11 protein-coding genes and 4 tRNA genes are annotated in these 15,968 nt (G+C 59.7%); 4 read left to right on the top strand and 11 right to left on the bottom strand.

The window, feature by feature from the left end; translation table 11 throughout:
• Window positions 1-34 precede the first annotated feature (34 nt).
• The gene (locus AO353_RS20610) at window positions 35-3,325 is read left to right on the top strand and encodes a PAS domain S-box protein (RefSeq protein ID WP_054596616.1); all 3,291 of its coding nucleotides are present in this window, start codon (window positions 35-37) and stop codon (window positions 3,323-3,325) included.
• A 47-nt stretch (window positions 3,326-3,372) separates the two neighbouring features.
• On the opposite strand, the gene AO353_RS20605 is transcribed toward AO353_RS20610, so the two are convergent.
• From AO353_RS20605 to gltX, 10 genes are all read right to left on the bottom strand, one after another.
• On the bottom strand, window positions 3,373-3,819 hold the full coding sequence (locus AO353_RS20605; RefSeq protein WP_054596615.1) for an Hsp20 family protein: 447 nt from the start codon (window positions 3,817-3,819) through the stop codon (window positions 3,373-3,375).
• A 132-nt stretch (window positions 3,820-3,951) separates the two neighbouring features.
• Window positions 3,952-4,911, bottom strand: a complete 960-nt coding sequence (locus tag AO353_RS20600) for a tRNA dihydrouridine synthase (protein ID WP_054596614.1) — start codon at window positions 4,909-4,911, stop codon at window positions 3,952-3,954.
• 105 nt (window positions 4,912-5,016) lie between these two features.
• Window positions 5,017-5,454 (bottom strand): acyl-CoA thioesterase, encoded by a 438-nt coding sequence (locus AO353_RS20595; RefSeq protein ID WP_054596613.1) that lies wholly within the window; start codon window positions 5,452-5,454, stop codon window positions 5,017-5,019.
• 47 nt (window positions 5,455-5,501) lie between these two features.
• Window positions 5,502-6,335, bottom strand: coding sequence for an alpha/beta fold hydrolase (locus tag AO353_RS20590; protein WP_054596612.1), 834 nt, complete (start codon window positions 6,333-6,335; stop codon window positions 5,502-5,504).
• A 29-nt stretch (window positions 6,336-6,364) separates the two neighbouring features.
• Window positions 6,365-6,904 (bottom strand): TetR/AcrR family transcriptional regulator, encoded by a 540-nt coding sequence (locus AO353_RS20585; RefSeq protein WP_054596611.1) that lies wholly within the window; start codon window positions 6,902-6,904, stop codon window positions 6,365-6,367.
• 182 nt (window positions 6,905-7,086) lie between these two features.
• Window positions 7,087-7,162, bottom strand: a tRNA-Glu gene (locus AO353_RS20580).
• A gap of 80 nt (window positions 7,163-7,242) precedes the next feature.
• A tRNA-Ala gene (locus AO353_RS20575) sits at window positions 7,243-7,318 on the bottom strand.
• Window positions 7,319-7,371: 53 nt separating this feature from the next.
• A tRNA-Glu gene (locus AO353_RS20570) sits at window positions 7,372-7,447 on the bottom strand.
• A gap of 79 nt (window positions 7,448-7,526) precedes the next feature.
• Window positions 7,527-7,602: transfer RNA gene (locus AO353_RS20565), tRNA-Ala, on the bottom strand.
• A gap of 189 nt (window positions 7,603-7,791) precedes the next feature.
• Entirely contained in the window at window positions 7,792-9,273 is a 1,482-nt protein-coding gene (gltX, locus tag AO353_RS20560) for a glutamate--tRNA ligase (protein ID WP_054596610.1), read from the bottom strand.
• A gap of 231 nt (window positions 9,274-9,504) precedes the next feature.
• Here gltX and AO353_RS20555 point away from each other — a divergent pair, with 231 nt between their 5' ends.
• Together AO353_RS20555 and AO353_RS20550 are read left to right on the top strand one after the other, a co-directional pair.
• The gene (locus AO353_RS20555; RefSeq protein ID WP_054596609.1) at window positions 9,505-10,551 is read left to right on the top strand and encodes an HlyD family secretion protein; all 1,047 of its coding nucleotides are present in this window, start codon (window positions 9,505-9,507) and stop codon (window positions 10,549-10,551) included.
• Window positions 10,552-10,600: 49 nt separating this feature from the next.
• Window positions 10,601-12,091, top strand: a complete 1,491-nt coding sequence (locus AO353_RS20550) for an MDR family MFS transporter (protein WP_173860010.1) — start codon at window positions 10,601-10,603, stop codon at window positions 12,089-12,091.
• Between the two features lie 169 nt (window positions 12,092-12,260).
• Here the strand turns inward: AO353_RS20550 and uvrB are convergent, their stop codons facing one another.
• A complete protein-coding gene (gene uvrB, locus AO353_RS20545; RefSeq protein ID WP_019692689.1) occupies window positions 12,261-14,276 on the bottom strand; it encodes an excinuclease ABC subunit UvrB in 2,016 nt (671 codons plus the stop codon).
• A 349-nt stretch (window positions 14,277-14,625) separates the two neighbouring features.
• Here uvrB and AO353_RS20540 point away from each other — a divergent pair, with 349 nt between their 5' ends.
• A complete protein-coding gene (locus tag AO353_RS20540; protein WP_054596607.1) occupies window positions 14,626-15,822 on the top strand; it encodes an amino acid aminotransferase in 1,197 nt (398 codons plus the stop codon).
• Window positions 15,823-15,968: the final 146 nt, after the last annotated feature.

The following is a 15,968-nucleotide window of genomic DNA, read 5'->3' as shown; positions in this document are numbered from 1 at the left end:
CCAAACACCCAATTCAGCCCAAGGCTTGTTACCCATGCCCAAATCTGCTGACCGCACTCGCTCACGCACGCCCCCAATGCCGCGCATTCAGGCGCTCGACCCGCGTACCTCGGAGCAGAGTTGGGAGAGCGCGCCACAACTGCTCGCCGCCTTGAACGGTGCACGCTTGGGCGCCTGGTACTGGGACATTGAACGCGGGCTGATCAGTTGGTCACGTGGGACTCAAGCCTTGTTCGGGTTTGACCCAAAAAAACCACTGCCAGCCGACCTGGAATACCTGGATCTGCTGCCGGTGGAGGATCGCGCCAAAACCCTGCGAGCCTTTAACGCCGTAGTGGCCGGTGCACCGCTGGAACAGGCGATGCATCACCGGATCCGCTGGCCCGACGGCAGCTTGCACTGGCTGGAGATCAACGGCAGCCTGATACCGGACAAGCAAGGCCGGCCACGGATGATCGGGGTAATCCGCGAGATCACCCATCAACGCCAGCGCGAACAGGCCCTGAGCAGCTCGGAGAAACGTTTCGCAACACTATTTCATCTATGCCCGAACATGGTGTTGCTGACCCGTCAGGAAGACGGCCTGATCAGCGAAGCCAATCAATACTTCGAAAGCCTGTTTGGCTGGCCCGTGCACAGCGTGATCGGCCGCACGACACTGGAGCTGGGCCTTTGGGTGAACCCGGAACAACGCGCCAAACTGGTCAAGGCAACCAAGGCCAAGGGTGAACTGGTCAGCATGGAGGTACAGTTTCGCGCCAGCAATGGCCAGGTCCACGATGGCATTCTCAGCGCGCAAAAGGTTGAACTCGAAGGCCAGCCCTACCTGCTCAGCACTTTCCTCGATACCAGCGAACGCAAACTCGCCGAGCAAGCGCTCAAAGACAGTCAGGAGCGCCTGGACCTGGCCCTCGACTCGGCGCAACTCGGCACCTGGGACTGGCACATTCCCAGTGGCATGCTCTATGGCTCGGCCCGTGCCGCACAGCTGCATGGCCTGGACCCGATCCCCTTTCACGAGCCCTTCGACGCGTTTTTCGAAGGCGTGCCGGACGATGAACGCGACAGCATGCGCGACGCCTACCGCAGCCTCCGCGAAGGCCCGGCCGGCAATTATCAACTGACTTACCGTGTGCAATTACCCGACGGCAGTTCGCGCTACCTGGAAAGCCGTGCACGGCTCTATCGCGATGAGTCCGGCGTCCCCCTGCGCATGGCCGGTACGTTGCTCGACATCACCGACCAGGTGGAGCGCGAGCAGCGTCTGATCACCTCCGAAGAAAAATTCGCCAGCCTGTTCCAGGTCAGCCCGGACCCGATCTGCGTGACACGCCAGGACACCGGCCAGTTCATCGAGATCAACCCCGCCTTCACTCAGATCTTCGGCTGGACCACCACCGACGTCATCGACCGCAGTGCCGACGAGATTGGCCTCTGGGACGCTTCGGTGAAGCGTCAGCAACGCATCGAGCAGGTGATTCGCGAACAGGCGCTGAACAACGTCGCAATCATTGTTCACCACAAGGACGGGCAACCCTTGACCTGCGTGATTTCCAGCCGTCAGATCAGCGTCGGCAACGAACCGTGCATTGTCACCACCTTGCGCGATATCACCCAGCAGCAGCGCTCGGAGGCCGCCCTCAAGGCCAGTGAAGAGAAATTCGCCAAGGCGTTTCACTCCAGCCCCGACGCCATCACCATCACCGAGCGCGACAGCGGACGCTACCTGGAGGTCAACGACGGCTTCTGCCGCTTGACCGGCTACAGCGCCGACGAAGTGGTGGGCAAAACCGTGTATCAGATCGGCATCTGGGCCGAAGAAAAACAACGCTCAACCCTGCTGGCCGCGCTGAAGGCCAAAGGCCGGGTGCATCACCAGGAAATGCTCGGCCGCAACAAGCGCGGCGAAATTCTCACCGTCGAAGTGTCGATCGAGCCCATCACCCTGAACGAAACCGCCTGCCTGCTGATGACCGCCCGGGACGTCAGCCTGCTGAAAAACGCCGAAGCGCAGATCCGTCACCTCGCCTACCACGACCCACTGACCAACCTGCCTAACCGCGCCCTGCTGATGGATCGCCTGAGCCAGCAGATCGCCTTGCTGAAACGCCACAACCTGCGCGGCGCCTTGCTGTTCCTCGATCTCGACCACTTCAAGCACATCAACGACTCGCTCGGTCACCCAGTGGGCGATACCGTGCTGAAAATCATCACTGCACGCCTCGAAGCCAGTGTGCGCATGGAAGACACCGTGGCGCGACTCGGTGGCGATGAGTTTGTGGTGCTGTTGAGCGGCCTGGAAGGTACGCGCAACGAAGTCAGCGAACAGGTTCGCGAACTGGCCGACACGCTGCGCGAGCTGCTGTCCGAGCCGATGTTCCTCGACGGTCAGCGCCTGCAAGTCACTCCGAGCATCGGCGTGGCCTTGATCCCCGATCACGGCTCAACCCCCACCGACCTGCTCAAGCGTGCCGACATTGCCCTGTACCGAGCCAAGGATTCGGGACGCAATGCCACGCAGATGTTCCACAACACCATGCAAAAAGCCGCCAGTGAACGCCTGCGGATGGAAACCGACCTGCGCCTGGCCCTTTCGCGTGGTGAGTTCAGCGTGCAATACCAGCCTCAGGTGGACGCCCTGGACGGTCGCATTATCGGCGCCGAAGCCTTGGTGCGCTGGCGCCACCCGCGGCTGGGGGAGCAATCGCCCAGCGAATTCATCAAGGTACTGGAAGACAGCGGGCTGATTCTTGAGGTCGGTGCCTGGATCCTCGATGAGACCTGCCAGGCCTTCAGGCAATTGATCGATAGAGGCCTGATCGATCCGCTGAACTTCAGCCTTTGCGTGAACATCAGCCCACGGCAATTTCGCCAGAACGACTTTGTCGAACGGATTGAACAAACCCTGAGCAGCCATGGACTGCCGTATTCGCTGCTCAAGCTGGAGGTCACCGAAGGCATCGTGATTCAGAACCTGGACGACACCATCAGCAAGATGCGCCGCCTGAAGAAACTTGGCGTCAGTTTCGCCATGGACGACTTTGGCACCGGCTACTCCTCGCTGACGTACCTCAAGCGCCTGCCGGTGGACACCTTGAAGATCGACCAGTCGTTCATCCGCGATGCGACCAGCGATCCGAACGACGCGGAAATCATCCGCGCCATCGTGGCCATGGCCCGCAGCCTTGAATTGACGGTGATTGCCGAAGGTGTCGAAACCACTGAACAGCTCGATTTCTTGCAGGGGCTGGGCTGCCACTTGTATCAAGGCTACCTGCACAGTCAGCCGCTGCCGCTGGAGGGCTTCCTGAAACTGCTCAAATGACGTGCACAAAAAAGGGCGCCGGTGGCGCCCTTTCTCATCGCGATGACTCAGTGTTCCAGAGCCGGTTTTTGCGTCCCGTTGATCGGGATACGCTTGGCTTTCGCTTCCTCCGGCACGACCCGCAGCAGGTCGATGTTCAACAGACCATTGCTCAGGCCCGCGGCCTTGATTTCAATGTGGTCCGCCAGCCGGAAGGACAGCTTGAAAGCTCGCTGTGCGATGCCTTGGTACAGATAGGTGACGTCTTCATTGGCGTCACGTTTGCCACCACTGATGGTCAGCACACCTTTCTCCACTTGCAGCTCCAGGTCTTCTTCCTGGAAGCCGGCTGCTGCGACGACGATGCGGTATTCGTCGTCGCCATGTTTTTCAACGTTGTACGGTGGATAGGTGCTGCCTGGCTCATTGCGCAGTGCTGACTCGAACAGATCGTTGAAACGATCGAAGCCCACCGAGGAACGGAACAGTGGCGCCATGGAAAATGCAGTACTCATGATTCAAATCTCCTGAAAATAATCAGCAAGTTTTTTGTCTCCGCGACCCGAATTCGGCATCGCGTAATCCTTAGATAAGGACCGCCGATTGCATTTCAAGAGATTTTTTTGTGTTTTTTTCAAAAAAAGGTTTCAGGCGGCTTCGCACGCCTGCAGACCCAGCAAACGCGACACCTGATCCAGCTCAGTCTCACGACGCAGGACCGTGAACAGCTCCACCGCTTCGGGATAATTGCGGGTCAGCATCGCCAGCCACTGTTTCAAGCGACCCGGCGACTGGCGCGGCGTCATCTGCGCCTTGGCTTGCAGCCAGAAGTCCTGAAGCAGCGGCAACAGCTCGGCCCAGGTCATCTCGACCACCTCTTCACCGGCCCGTGCGGCAGCGATTTGCCGCGCCAGATCAGGACGCGACACCAGGCCACGACCCAGCATGATGTCTTCCACGCCGCTGATTTCGCGGCAACGGCGCCAGTCTTCAACGCTCCAGATATCGCCGTTGGCGAACACCGGCACCTTGACCACTTCCTGCACCCGCGGGATCCATTCCCAATGTGCTGGCGGCTTGTAGCCATCCGTCTTGGTCCGTGCGTGCACCACAATGTGCGCAGCACCGCCCTCAGCCAACGCAGTGGCACACACCAGCGCGCCGTCGGGACTGTCAAAACCCAAACGCATCTTGGCAGTCACCGGGATGTGTGCCGGCACTGCGCGGCGTACATGTTCGACGATTTCGTTGAGCAGCTCGGGTTCTTTGAGCAGTACTGCACCGCCACGCGATTTGTTCACGGTCTTGGCCGGGCAACCGAAGTTCAGGTCGATCACCTCCGAACCCAGCTCACAGGCCAGCGCCGCGTTTTCTGCCAGGCACACCGGATCGGAGCCGAGCAATTGCACGCGCAACGGCACGCCTGAAGCGGTCTTGGCGCCGTTCAGCAGTTCAGGGCCGAATTTGTGGTAATAGGCAGGCGTGAGCAGTTGATCGTTGATCCGAATGAACTCGGTCACGCACCAATCGATACCGCCAACACGGGTCAACACGTCCCGCAGGATGTTGTCGACCAACCCCTCCATGGGCGCCAAAGCAATTTGCATGGAAAACACTCAACGAAAAACGTGCGGCAGTTTACTGGATTATCAATCGAAAGACTTGCGCCTACCCATGTGGCGAGGGGGCTTGCCCCCTCGCCACATGGGTGATCAGGTGCTGACTTGCAACGCTGGGCCGTAGCCTTCGATGAACTCCGCCGGCATGCGTCTGGGCTTGCCGCTGGACAGCTCGATGCAGACAAACGTGGTTTGCGCCCGCAGCAGCGTGGCGTTGTCGCTCGGGCGTTTGAGCTGGAAGTGCCGGGTCATCTTCAGGCGCTGATCCCAGTCGACGATCCAGGTCGCCAACTGCAACTCGTCACCTTCATAGGCGGCCGCCAGGTAATCGATCTCGTGGCGCACCACGGCCATCGCCCGGTCCAGCCGCCGATACTCGGTCAGGTCCAGCCCTAGGCGCTGCGAGTGGCGCCAGGCGCAGCGCTCGAGCCAGGTGACGTACACCGCATTATTGGCGTGCCCCAACCCATCGATGTCCTCGGCAGCAACCTGCAGGTCAATGATAAACGGCGTTGCCCGATCCCAGCCCATGCCCCACTCCCGGTCAGATTATTCGACCGGGGCAGTGTAACGGATGATCAGGCCGATTGGCGCGCCTGCAAGCTCCGACCGGACAGCAGCGAGAGCACGCCTTCGATCACTCGCGGATCCGCCAGCACCCGCTGATGCCCACCCTCCTCCAGGCGCAACAGCCGGCTGTCGAACCAGGCGTCGTGAATCAATTGCGACTCATTGACCGAGACAAAGACGTCGTCTTCGGCGTGCACGATCAGCCCTGGCATATCCAGTTGATAGTGGGCGACGTCGAGTCGTGAAGCCTGGATACCGACATCCCGTTCGACCTTGCGGATAAACGCCGAACGCACCTTGGGCGGCATGCGAACGTGACGGGCAAAACCGCGCAAAACGGCGAGAATCCGTGCCGGTGCGGCGATGCTGACCAGGGTTTCAGTACGCAAACCCAATTGAACGGCAAGCATCGCACTGGCGCCGCCCATGGAGTGGCCGATGACCGCTTGCAAGGGAGGCAGCTCTGCCGCCGCTTCAAGCATCGCCCGAGCAAAAAGCACGACGTTGGCCTCGCGACCCGGCGAGCGACCGTGAGCCGGACCATCCAGCGCGACCACGGTGTAGCCGGCGTCTACCAGCGCGGTGATCAGGCTGGCGAATTGTGTCGGCCGACCTTCCCAGCCGTGCATCAGCAGCACTGTCGGGCCTTGCCCCCAGCGCAATGCTGAAAGGCCGAAGCGCAGAGTGATCCGCTCGGACTTCGCCAGCAGCGGCATTTCCCAATCACGCGGAGGCAGCTCGCGCGGCGTCATGAACACCGAACGCATCTTGCTTGCCACCCATTGCGGTGCAACCCAGCCCAAGGTGCCGTTAACGCCACGAACCCAACTTAACGTGCTCATCGCTCATCTCCAAAGGCTTGTGCTTCAGGTCATAGCACCGCCGACTTGGCGGCACGCAGCAATCGATCGGACAACTCACCGGCACCCAGCGCCCGCGCCAGGGCCAAACCACCGACCATCAGCGCCAAGTCAGCCAGCGCTTTATCGGTGTCTTCCGGGCTGGCGGCCAACTGCGCGACCATCAGCTCGATGTGTTCATTCAAGGCCAGACGGAAATCGTCCGGAAGACGCCCCAGCTCGCCTATCGACGCCGGAATCGGGCAAGCGTGCTCGGTGGAATCACGGTGTTTGCGCGACAGGTAAAACGCAGCGACCAGCGCCCGGCGCTCTTCGCCGGTCAGCGTGGCGTCCATTTCGGCGATCAGCGCCCGACGCTGGCCGAGCAATTGCGTGAAGGCCTCCAGCATCATGGCGTCCTTGCTTTCGAAGTGTGCGTAGAAGCCGCCGACGGTAAGACCGGCAGCCCCCATCACTTCACCCACGCTAGGCTCTGCCGGGCCGCGCTGGACCAGCGCAGAGCTGGCGGCCTGGAGAATGCGTTCACGGGTTTGAGCTTTTTTGTCGTTCATCGTTGCCTCCGAATATTACGAATAGAATATTATTCTCATAATAATTATTCGCAAGTCGTTGATGTGACCGTTGGTCAGAAGAACAGCGCGAGGAGAAAGAGAGGATTGGCCAAACGCCAGACAAACAAAAGGGCCATTCAATAATTGAATGACCCTTATAAATCCCGCAGAGCGGGTAATCGTGGCGTCCCCTAGGGGACTCGAACCCCTGTTACCGCCGTGAAAGGGCGGTGTCCTAGGCCACTAGACGAAGGGGACGCAAACCCTTCTATACAACTGATCAGTGCTGAGTACTGATCGATTCAAGGCCGGTGTGGCCAGACCTTGAACTGTAAAATTGGTGGAGCTAAACGGGATCGAACCGTTGACCTCTTGCATGCCATGCAAGCGCTCTCCCAGCTGAGCTATAGCCCCGGATTTTTCGCCTCGCGGCGGAGTGACATCTTGCAACATCACTTCTGTAAAACTGGCGTCCCCTAGGGGACTCGAACCCCTGTTACCGCCGTGAAAGGGCGGTGTCCTAGGCCACTAGACGAAGGGGACGCAAACCCTTCTATACAACTGATCAACGCTGAGTGTTGATCGCTTCAAGACCGGTGTGGCCAGGCCTTGAAGTGTAAATTGGTGGAGCTAGACGGGATCGAACCGTCGACCTCTTGCATGCCATGCAAGCGCTCTCCCAGCTGAGCTATAGCCCCTCATCGCTGAGGACGGGGCGAATCTTAATGGCGCATCGGAAAGCTGTCAAACTTATTTTTAACAATTTTCAAAATTTTTTGCCGCCATAACAATCACTTACCGCCCTCCCCCCGAAAAATGGGGGTGACGCCGAAGAGCAAGATCAAAAGATCGCAGCCTTCGGCGGTTCCTGCACGGGGTCAAATACCTCAGGCGATAGCGCCCAGGAGCTTTTCCCACTCTTTGTTTTCTTTCTTCGACACGCCACCGAGCAAGTCGATCGCCTGGCGCAGACGGAAACGCGTCAGGTCCGGACCAAGGATTTCCATCGCATCCAGCACCGACACCGAGCTGGCCTGGCCAGTGATGGCCGCGAACATCAGCGGCATGGCATCACGCAGCTTCAGCTCCAGGGATTCGACTACCGCCTGAATGGTCGCCGTGATGCTGTCCTTCTCCCACTGACGCAGGCTTTCGAGCTTCCACAGGATCAACTGCATCAACTGGCGAACCTGATCGCCCGAGAGCTTCTTGGATTCGAACAGCTTGGCATCCGGGGTCACGCCACCGGCGAAGAAGAATCCGGCCAACGGTGCGATCTGGCTGAAGGTTTCAACCCGACCCTGCACGTGCGGCGCGATCTTCATCATGTATTCAGGGTTCAGCGCCCAGGCCTGCACGCGGCTGGCGAACTCTTCCACCGGCAGATCACGCAGCCATTGGCCGTTGAGCCACGACAGTTTCTCGATGTCGAAAATCGGCCCGCCGAGGGACACGCGTTTCAGGTCGAAGTTGTCGACCATTTCCTGCAGCGAGAACTTCTCGCGCTCGTCCGGCATCGACCAGCCCATGCGACCGAGGTAGTTGAGCATCGCTTCCGGCATGAAGCCCATACGCTCGTAGAACGTCACCGAGGTAGGGTTCTTGCGCTTGGACAGCTTGCTCTTGTCCGGGTTACGCAGCAACGGCATGTAGCACAGCTCTGGTTGCTCCCAGCCGAAGTACTCGTAAAGCAGAATCAGCTTCGGCGCCGATGGCAGCCATTCTTCGCCGCGCAATACGTGGGTGATGCCCATCAGGTGGTCGTCGACCACGTTGGCGAGGAAGTAGGTCGGCAGGCCGTCGGTCTTCATCAACACTTGCATGTCCATGCGATCCCACGGGATCTCGACGTCGCCACGCAACATGTCCGGCACCACGCAAACGCCTTCGGTCGGCACCTTCATGCGGATGACGTGCGGCTCGCCAGCGGCCAGACGGCGCGCCACTTCTTCCTTGGAGAGCAACAGCGCACGACCGTCGTAACGCGGGGTTTCGCCGCGGGCCATTTGCTCGGCGCGCATCTGGTCCAGCTCGTCGCTCGTGCAGAAGCACGGGAACGCGTGACCCAGATCGACCAGTTGCTGGCAGTACTTCTGATAGATGTCGCCACGTTCGCTCTGGCGATACGGACCGTGCGGGCCGCCGACATCCGGGCCTTCACTCCAGTTGATGCCCAACCAGCGCAAGGCATCGAAAATCTGCTGTTCGGACTCGCGGGTCGAACGCAATTGGTCGGTGTCTTCAATCCGCAGGATGAACTCACCGCCATGCTGCTTGGCAAAGCAGTAGTTGAACAAAGCGATGTAAGCGGTGCCGACATGGGGATCGCCGGTAGGCGATGGCGCGATGCGAGTGCGGACGGTGGTCATGGCATGTCTCGAAAGAATATAAAAAGCGGAGATGAAACAAAGGGCGAATGGTAACAGGCGTTGCCCGCCCGGCTCCAGTGAGCAGGGCATTTAAGCCAACGTTGGGGCTACAAAAGGCTCTGGCACCGCTCAACGGCTGATTATCAATAAGTGGCATTTACCGCTTATCGGCTATATGACAGATTCGAGTACTGATAAATCTCCTTACACTTTCTCGACTACAGTCTGCTCATGCCTGCCCAACTCAAGCGTCGCCTGTTCACTTTCCTGCTGATCGTCCTGCTGGTTGCCGGGGGCTTCTTCGCTCAATGGTTCTTCAAGGGACGGTTTTACGAAAGCACCGATAACGCTTATGTCCAGGGTGAAATCACCCGTGTCTCCAGCCAGTTGGGCGCGCGCATTGAGGAAGTGCTGGTACAGGACAACCAGCACGTCGAAAAAGGCCAACTGTTGATCAAACTCGAAGGCGATGACTTTCATCTCGCCGTCGACCGCGCCAACGCGACCCTCGCCACCCGCGAAGCCGAGCGCCTGCAAGCCCAGAGCAAACTGACCCAACAAGCCAGCCTGATCGCCGCCAGCGAAGCCCAGGTCGCCGCCAGCCAGGCCACCCTCGGCCGCTCGCAAATCGATCTGTCCCGCGCACAAACCCTGCGCAAACCGGGTTATGTCTCGGAAGAACGGGTGACCACCCTCTCCGCCGACAACCGCATCGCTCGCTCGCAAGTCGCCAAGGCCCAGGCTGACGCACAGGGCCAGCGTCAACAGGTCAACGCCTTGACGGCCGAGATCAAGCGCCTGGACGCCCAGATCGCCAACGCCAAAGCCGATCTGGCGCAGGCCCGACTGAACCTGACCCGCAGCGAAATCCACGCACCGATCAGTGGCCTGATCGGCCAGCGTGCCGCCCGCAATGGCCAATACGTACAGGCAGGCGCTTACCTGCTGTCGATCGTCCCGGACCAGGACATCTGGATTCAGGCCAATTTCAAGGAAACCCAGATTGGCCACATGCAGCCCGGCCAGAAAGCCGAACTGACCTTCGATGCCTACAGCGACACACCGATCGAAGCTCGGGTCGACAGCCTGTTCGCCGCCTCGGGCGCGCAGTTCAGCCTGCTGCCACCGGACAATGCCACCGGCAACTTCACCAAAGTCGTGCAACGGATTCCGGTGAAACTGACGTTTGCTGCCGACAATCCGCTGCACGGCAAGATCCGCCCAGGCATGTCGGTCACCGTCAAAGTCAGCATCAAAGACCCTGGCGATGGCCGGTGATCAACTGATCCGCCCGGCCGGCGAACCGACCCGGCGGGACTGGATTGCGGTGATGAGCGTGATGCTCGGCGCCTTTATGGCGGTGCTTGACATCCAGATCACCAACGCCTCGCTCAAGGATATTCAAGGCGCGCTGTCAGCGACCCTGGAAGAAGGCTCGTGGATTTCCACCTCGTATCTGGTGGCGGAAATCATCATGATTCCGCTCACCGCATGGCTGGTGCAACTGCTCTCGGCACGACGCCTGGCGGTCTGGGTTTCGCTGGGTTTTCTGGCCGCCTCGCTGCTCTGCTCGATGGCCTGGAGCCTGGAGAGCATGATCGTGTTCCGCGCCTTGCAGGGTTTCACCGGCGGCGCACTGATCCCGCTGGCGTTCACCCTGACACTGATCAAACTCCCCGAACACCATCGTGCCAAAGGCATGGCGATGTTCGCCATGACCGCGACCTTCGCGCCCTCTATCGGCCCGACCCTCGGCGGCTGGCTGACGGAAAACTGGGGCTGGAAGTACATCTTCTACATCAACATTCCGCCGGGGTTGATCATGATCGCCGGCCTCATGTATGGCCTGGAGAAAAAAGCAGCCCACTGGGAATTGCTCAAAAGCACCGATTACATGGGCATTCTCACGCTGGGTGTTGGCCTGGGGTGCTTACAGGTGTTTCTCGAGGAAGGCCATCGCAAGGACTGGCTGGAGTCGAACCTGATCGTGACGCTGGGCTGCATCGCCCTGTTGAGTCTGATCACCTTTGTGATCGTGCAAGTGTCCAAGCCCAATCCGCTGATCAATCTGGGCATCTTGCGCAACCGCAACTTCGGCTTATCGAGCATTTCCAGCCTGGGCATGGGTGTGGGGCTGTACGGCTCGATTTATCTGCTGCCGCTGTACCTGGCGCAGATCCAGAGCTACAACGCCTTGCAGATCGGCGAAGTGATCATGTGGATGGGCGTGCCGCAGCTGTTCCTGATTCCGCTGGTGCCGAAGTTGATGAAGTTCGTTTCACCGAAGTGGCTGTGCACGCTCGGTTTCGGCCTGTTTGGCTTGGCGAGCATTCTTTCGGGCGCACTCAACCCCGACTTCGCCGGACCACAGTTCAATCAGATCCAGCTCGTCCGGGCGCTGGGCCAGCCGCTGATCATGGTGACCATTTCGCTGATCGCCACCGCCTACATCCTGCCGCAGGATGCAGGCTCCGCGTCGAGCCTGTTCAACATTCTGCGCAACCTCGGCGGTGCGATTGGCATAGCCCTGCTCGCGACCCTGCTGGATGCCCGAACCAAGACCTACTTCGATTATTTACGCGAGTCGATCGTGCCGACCAACCCGCAGGTGGCCGAGCGCATGGCGAGCATGACCGATCGATTCGGCAGCGAAATGGCCGCGCTGGGCAAGCTCAGTGAGATCACCCATCAGCAGGCCTTGATCATGGCCTACAACGATGCGTTTCACTTTGTCGGGATTGCGCTGGGGGTGAGCATGCTGGCGATCCTGCTGACCAAGGCACTGCCGCCCGGGTTGAAGGCTGGAGAAGCGCACTAAGCCTGAGACATGCACGCACCTGTGGCGAGGGAGCTTGCTCCCGTTGGGTTGCGAAGCGACCCTGAAATCAGCCGCCGCGAGTATTCAGATGGAGCGCGATTGCCGGATTACGACCGCTTCGCGGCCGAGCGGGAGCAAGCTCCCTCGCCACAGGGACCGCGCACGATCATCAGACGGTCAACAACCGCTCGCGCATCTTGGTGATTTCGTCGCGTGTCTGTGCGGCGGCTTCGAACTCCAGGTCGCGAGCGAGCTGGTACATCTTCTCTTCCAATTGACGAATGCGCTTGGCGATTTCGCTCGGCGAACGCAGCTCATTTTCGTAGCGGGCACTTTCCTCGGCTGCCTTGGCCATGCCTTTGCGCTTCTTGCTGCGCGAACCAGGCACCGTGGCGCCTTCCATGATGTCGGCAACGTCCTTGAATACACCTTTGGGGGTGATGCCATTGGCCAGGTTGAAGGCGATTTGCTTGTCGCGACGGCGCTCAGTCTCGCCAATTGCCCGTTCCATCGACCCGGTGATCCGGTCGGCATACAGAATCGCCCGGCCATTGAGGTTCCGCGCCGCGCGACCGATGGTCTGGATCAGCGAACGCTCGGAGCGCAGGAAGCCCTCCTTGTCGGCATCGAGAATCGCCACCAGCGACACTTCCGGCATGTCCAGGCCTTCACGCAGCAGGTTGATCCCCACCAGCACATCGAAGGTGCCCAGACGCAAATCGCGGATGATCTCAACCCGCTCCACCGTATCAATGTCCGAGTGCAGATAACGCACCCGCACACCGTGGTCGGCAAGGTAGTCGGTCAAGTCTTCGGACATGCGCTTGGTCAACGTAGTGACCAACACCCGCTCCTCCAGCGCCACACGCTTGGTGATTTCCGAGAGCAAGTCGTCGACCTGAGTCAGTGCGGGACGAATCTCGATTTGCGGATCGACCAGACCGGTCGGCCGCACCAGTTGCTCGATCACCCGACCGGCGTGTTCCGCCTCGTAGTTACCTGGGGTGGCCGAGACGAAAATCGTCTGCGGACTGATGCTTTCCCATTCATCAAAACGCATCGGCCGGTTGTCCAGCGCCGAGGGCAGCCGGAAACCGTATTCGACCAGCGTCTCTTTACGCGAACGGTCGCCCTTATACATCGCACCGACCTGCGGCACGCTGACGTGGGATTCGTCGATCACCAGCAAGGCATCGGCGGGCAAATAGTCAAACAAGGTGGGAGGCGGCTCACCCGACTCTCGGCCCGAGAGGTAGCGCGAGTAGTTTTCGATACCGTTGCAGTAACCCAGTTCCAGAATCATCTCCAGGTCGAAACGGGTGCGCTGCTCCAGCCGCTGGGCCTCCACCAGTTTATTGTTGGAGCGCAGGTATTCCAGGCGCTCCTGCAGCTCGACCTTGATCCCTTCGATGGCTCCCAACAGGGTTTCTCGCGGCGTTACATAGTGGCTTTTCGGATAGAAGGTGAAACGCGGCAGCTGGCGAATCACTTCGCCGGTGAGCGGATCGAAAGCGGAAATCTTCTCCACTTCATCATCGAAGAGCTCAATACGAATCGCTTCAAAGTCGGATTCCGCCGGGTGGATATCAATCACGTCACCGCGCACGCGGAAGGTCGCGCGAGCAAAATCCATGTCATTGCGGGTGTATTGCAGGTCAGCCAAACGGCGCAGCAAGGCGCGCTGATCGAGCTTGTCGCCACGATCGACGTGCAGGACCATTTTCAGATAGGTTTCCGGGCTGCCCAAACCGTAGATGCACGAGACCGTGGTGACGATGATCGCGTCCTTGCGCTCCAGCAACGCTTTGGTCGCCGACAGTCGCATCTGCTCGATGTGATCGTTGATCGAGGCGTCTTTCTCAATGAAGGTATCGGACGACGGCACGTAGGCTTCGGGCTGGTAGTAGTCGTAGTAGGAAACGAAGTACTCCACCGCGTTGTTCGGGAAGAACGCCTTGAACTCGCCATACAGTTGCGCCGCCAGCGTCTTGTTCGGCGCCAGCACCAGCGTCGGTCGCTGCACCTGGGCGATCACGTTGGCGATACTGAAGGTCTTGCCCGAACCGGTCACACCAAGCAACGTCTGGTGCGCCAGCCCGGCCTCGATGCCCTCGACCATCAGACGGATGGCTTCCGGCTGATCGCCGGCGGGCTCGAAGCGGGTGACTAGCTGGAATTCAGACATATCGTACCTATTGGTTTCCAAGGAGCGACGCACTCCGGCGCTGGCGGGCGCGCCAGAACGGTGAAGGTCGCTCACGACGAATGTCGCAGGGAAAAATCATGATAACCGTTGATGTGGTGCCGAATACCTCTAGTTTCAAGGTAAACGTCCTACATGCCCCTAAGCCATTGACATGACAATAAGGCTAACGAGCAAAAAATAATCCGAAAAAACCTGCCCGAAAAGCGGAAACGCCTGTCGCCGCGCCCGGTGTTGGCCTCTATACTAGCTCCCCGTTTGTGCACCGCTCTAGTGCATTCGGCTGGAGCGCTACACGTCCCTCCACATTCCATTCAGAGCCGCCGCAATAATGAGCCTCTTCTCCGCTGTCGAAATGGCACCACGCGATCCAATCCTGGGCCTCAACGAAGCATTCAACGCTGACACCCGTACCAATAAGGTCAACCTGGGGGTCGGTGTTTACTGCAACGAGGAGGGGCGAATTCCACTCCTGCGAGCCGTTGTCGAAGCCGAGACGATTCGCGCTGCTCAACACGCTTCCCGTGGCTACCTGCCGATCGACGGTATCGCCGCCTACGACCAGGCCGTGCAAAAGCTGCTGTTCGGTAAAGACTCGCCACTGCTTGCCGCTGGCCGGGTTGTCACCGCCCAGTCCGTCGGCGGTACCGGCGCACTGAAAATCGGCGCTGACTTCCTCAAGCAACTGCTGCCGAACGCCGTCGTTGCGATCAGCGACCCAAGCTGGGAAAACCACCGCGCGCTGTTCGAAACCGCCGGCTTCCCGGTTCAGAACTATCGCTACTACGACGCCGCGACTCACGACGTGAACCGCGCCGGCCTGCTGGAAGACCTGAACGCCCTGCCGAATGGCTCGATCGTTGTGCTGCACGCCTGCTGCCACAACCCGACTGGCGTCGACCTGAGCCCGGCAGACTGGAACAACGTACTGGACGTGATCAAGGCGAAAAACCACGTGCCGTTCCTCGACATGGCCTATCAGGGCTTTGGCGACGGCATCGACGAAGACGCCGCTGCCGTGCGCCTGTTCGCCGAGTCGGGCCTGAACTTCTTCGTTTCCAGCTCATTCTCCAAGTCGTTCTCGCTGTACGGTGAACGTGTTGGCGCACTGTCGATCGTCAGCGAATCGAAAGAAGAAAGCGCTCGCGTGCTGTCGCAAGTCAAACGCGTGATCCGCACCAACTACTCCAACCCGCCGACCCACGGTGCAGCGATCGTTGCGGCCGTACTGAACAGCCCTGAACTGCGCGCCCAATGGGAACAGGAACTGGCTGAAATGCGTCTGCGCATTCGCGGCATGCGCCAGCAGATGGTTGATCTGCTGGCGAAAAACGCACCTCACCAGGACTTCAGCTTCGTCGGCCGTCAACGCGGCATGTTCTCGTACTCGGGCCTGACGGTTGAGCAAGTCACCCGTCTGCGTAACGAGTTCGGCATCTACGCCCTGGACACCGGCCGCATCTGCGTTGCCACGCTGAACCAGAGCAACATCGACGTAGTGACCAAGGCCATCGCTCAGGTGATCTAAGCCACACGCGCGATAGAAAAGGGGAAGCCGTTTGGCTTCCCCTTTTCGTTGGCGAGCAGATAATTCTGAATGCGCAGGCTATGGGCTCTAAACTGATACATCGGTGTCGACCTGAAAAGATCGTCCGAACGCGGCCCGAACCTGCG

The organism is Pseudomonas fluorescens (assembly GCF_001307155.1).
Lineage (GTDB): Bacteria > Pseudomonadota > Gammaproteobacteria > Pseudomonadales > Pseudomonadaceae > Aquipseudomonas > Aquipseudomonas helvetica.
This window is presented reverse-complemented; position numbering and strand designations above follow the sequence as displayed.

Coding starts and splice junctions, on each gene's coding strand:
- AO353_RS20590 (WP_054596612.1), bottom strand. CDS start 6,335: ATGAGCACGTTAAGTTGGGTTCGTGGCGTTAACGGCACCTTGGGCTGG.
- AO353_RS20605 (WP_054596615.1), bottom strand. CDS start 3,819: ATGAGTACTGCATTTTCCATGGCGCCACTGTTCCGTTCCTCGGTGGGC.
- AO353_RS20595 (WP_054596613.1), bottom strand. CDS start 5,454: ATGGGCTGGGATCGGGCAACGCCGTTTATCATTGACCTGCAGGTTGCT.
- AO353_RS20585 (WP_054596611.1), bottom strand. CDS start 6,904: ATGAACGACAAAAAAGCTCAAACCCGTGAACGCATTCTCCAGGCCGCC.
- gltX (WP_054596610.1), bottom strand. CDS start 9,273: ATGACCACCGTCCGCACTCGCATCGCGCCATCGCCTACCGGCGATCCC.
- AO353_RS20540 (WP_054596607.1), top strand. CDS start 14,626: ATGAGCCTCTTCTCCGCTGTCGAAATGGCACCACGCGATCCAATCCTG.
- AO353_RS20610 (WP_054596616.1), top strand. CDS start 35: ATGCCCAAATCTGCTGACCGCACTCGCTCACGCACGCCCCCAATGCCG.
- uvrB (WP_019692689.1), bottom strand. CDS start 14,276: ATGTCTGAATTCCAGCTAGTCACCCGCTTCGAGCCCGCCGGCGATCAG.
- AO353_RS20600 (WP_054596614.1), bottom strand. CDS start 4,911: ATGCAAATTGCTTTGGCGCCCATGGAGGGGTTGGTCGACAACATCCTG.
- AO353_RS20555 (WP_054596609.1), top strand. CDS start 9,505: ATGCCTGCCCAACTCAAGCGTCGCCTGTTCACTTTCCTGCTGATCGTC.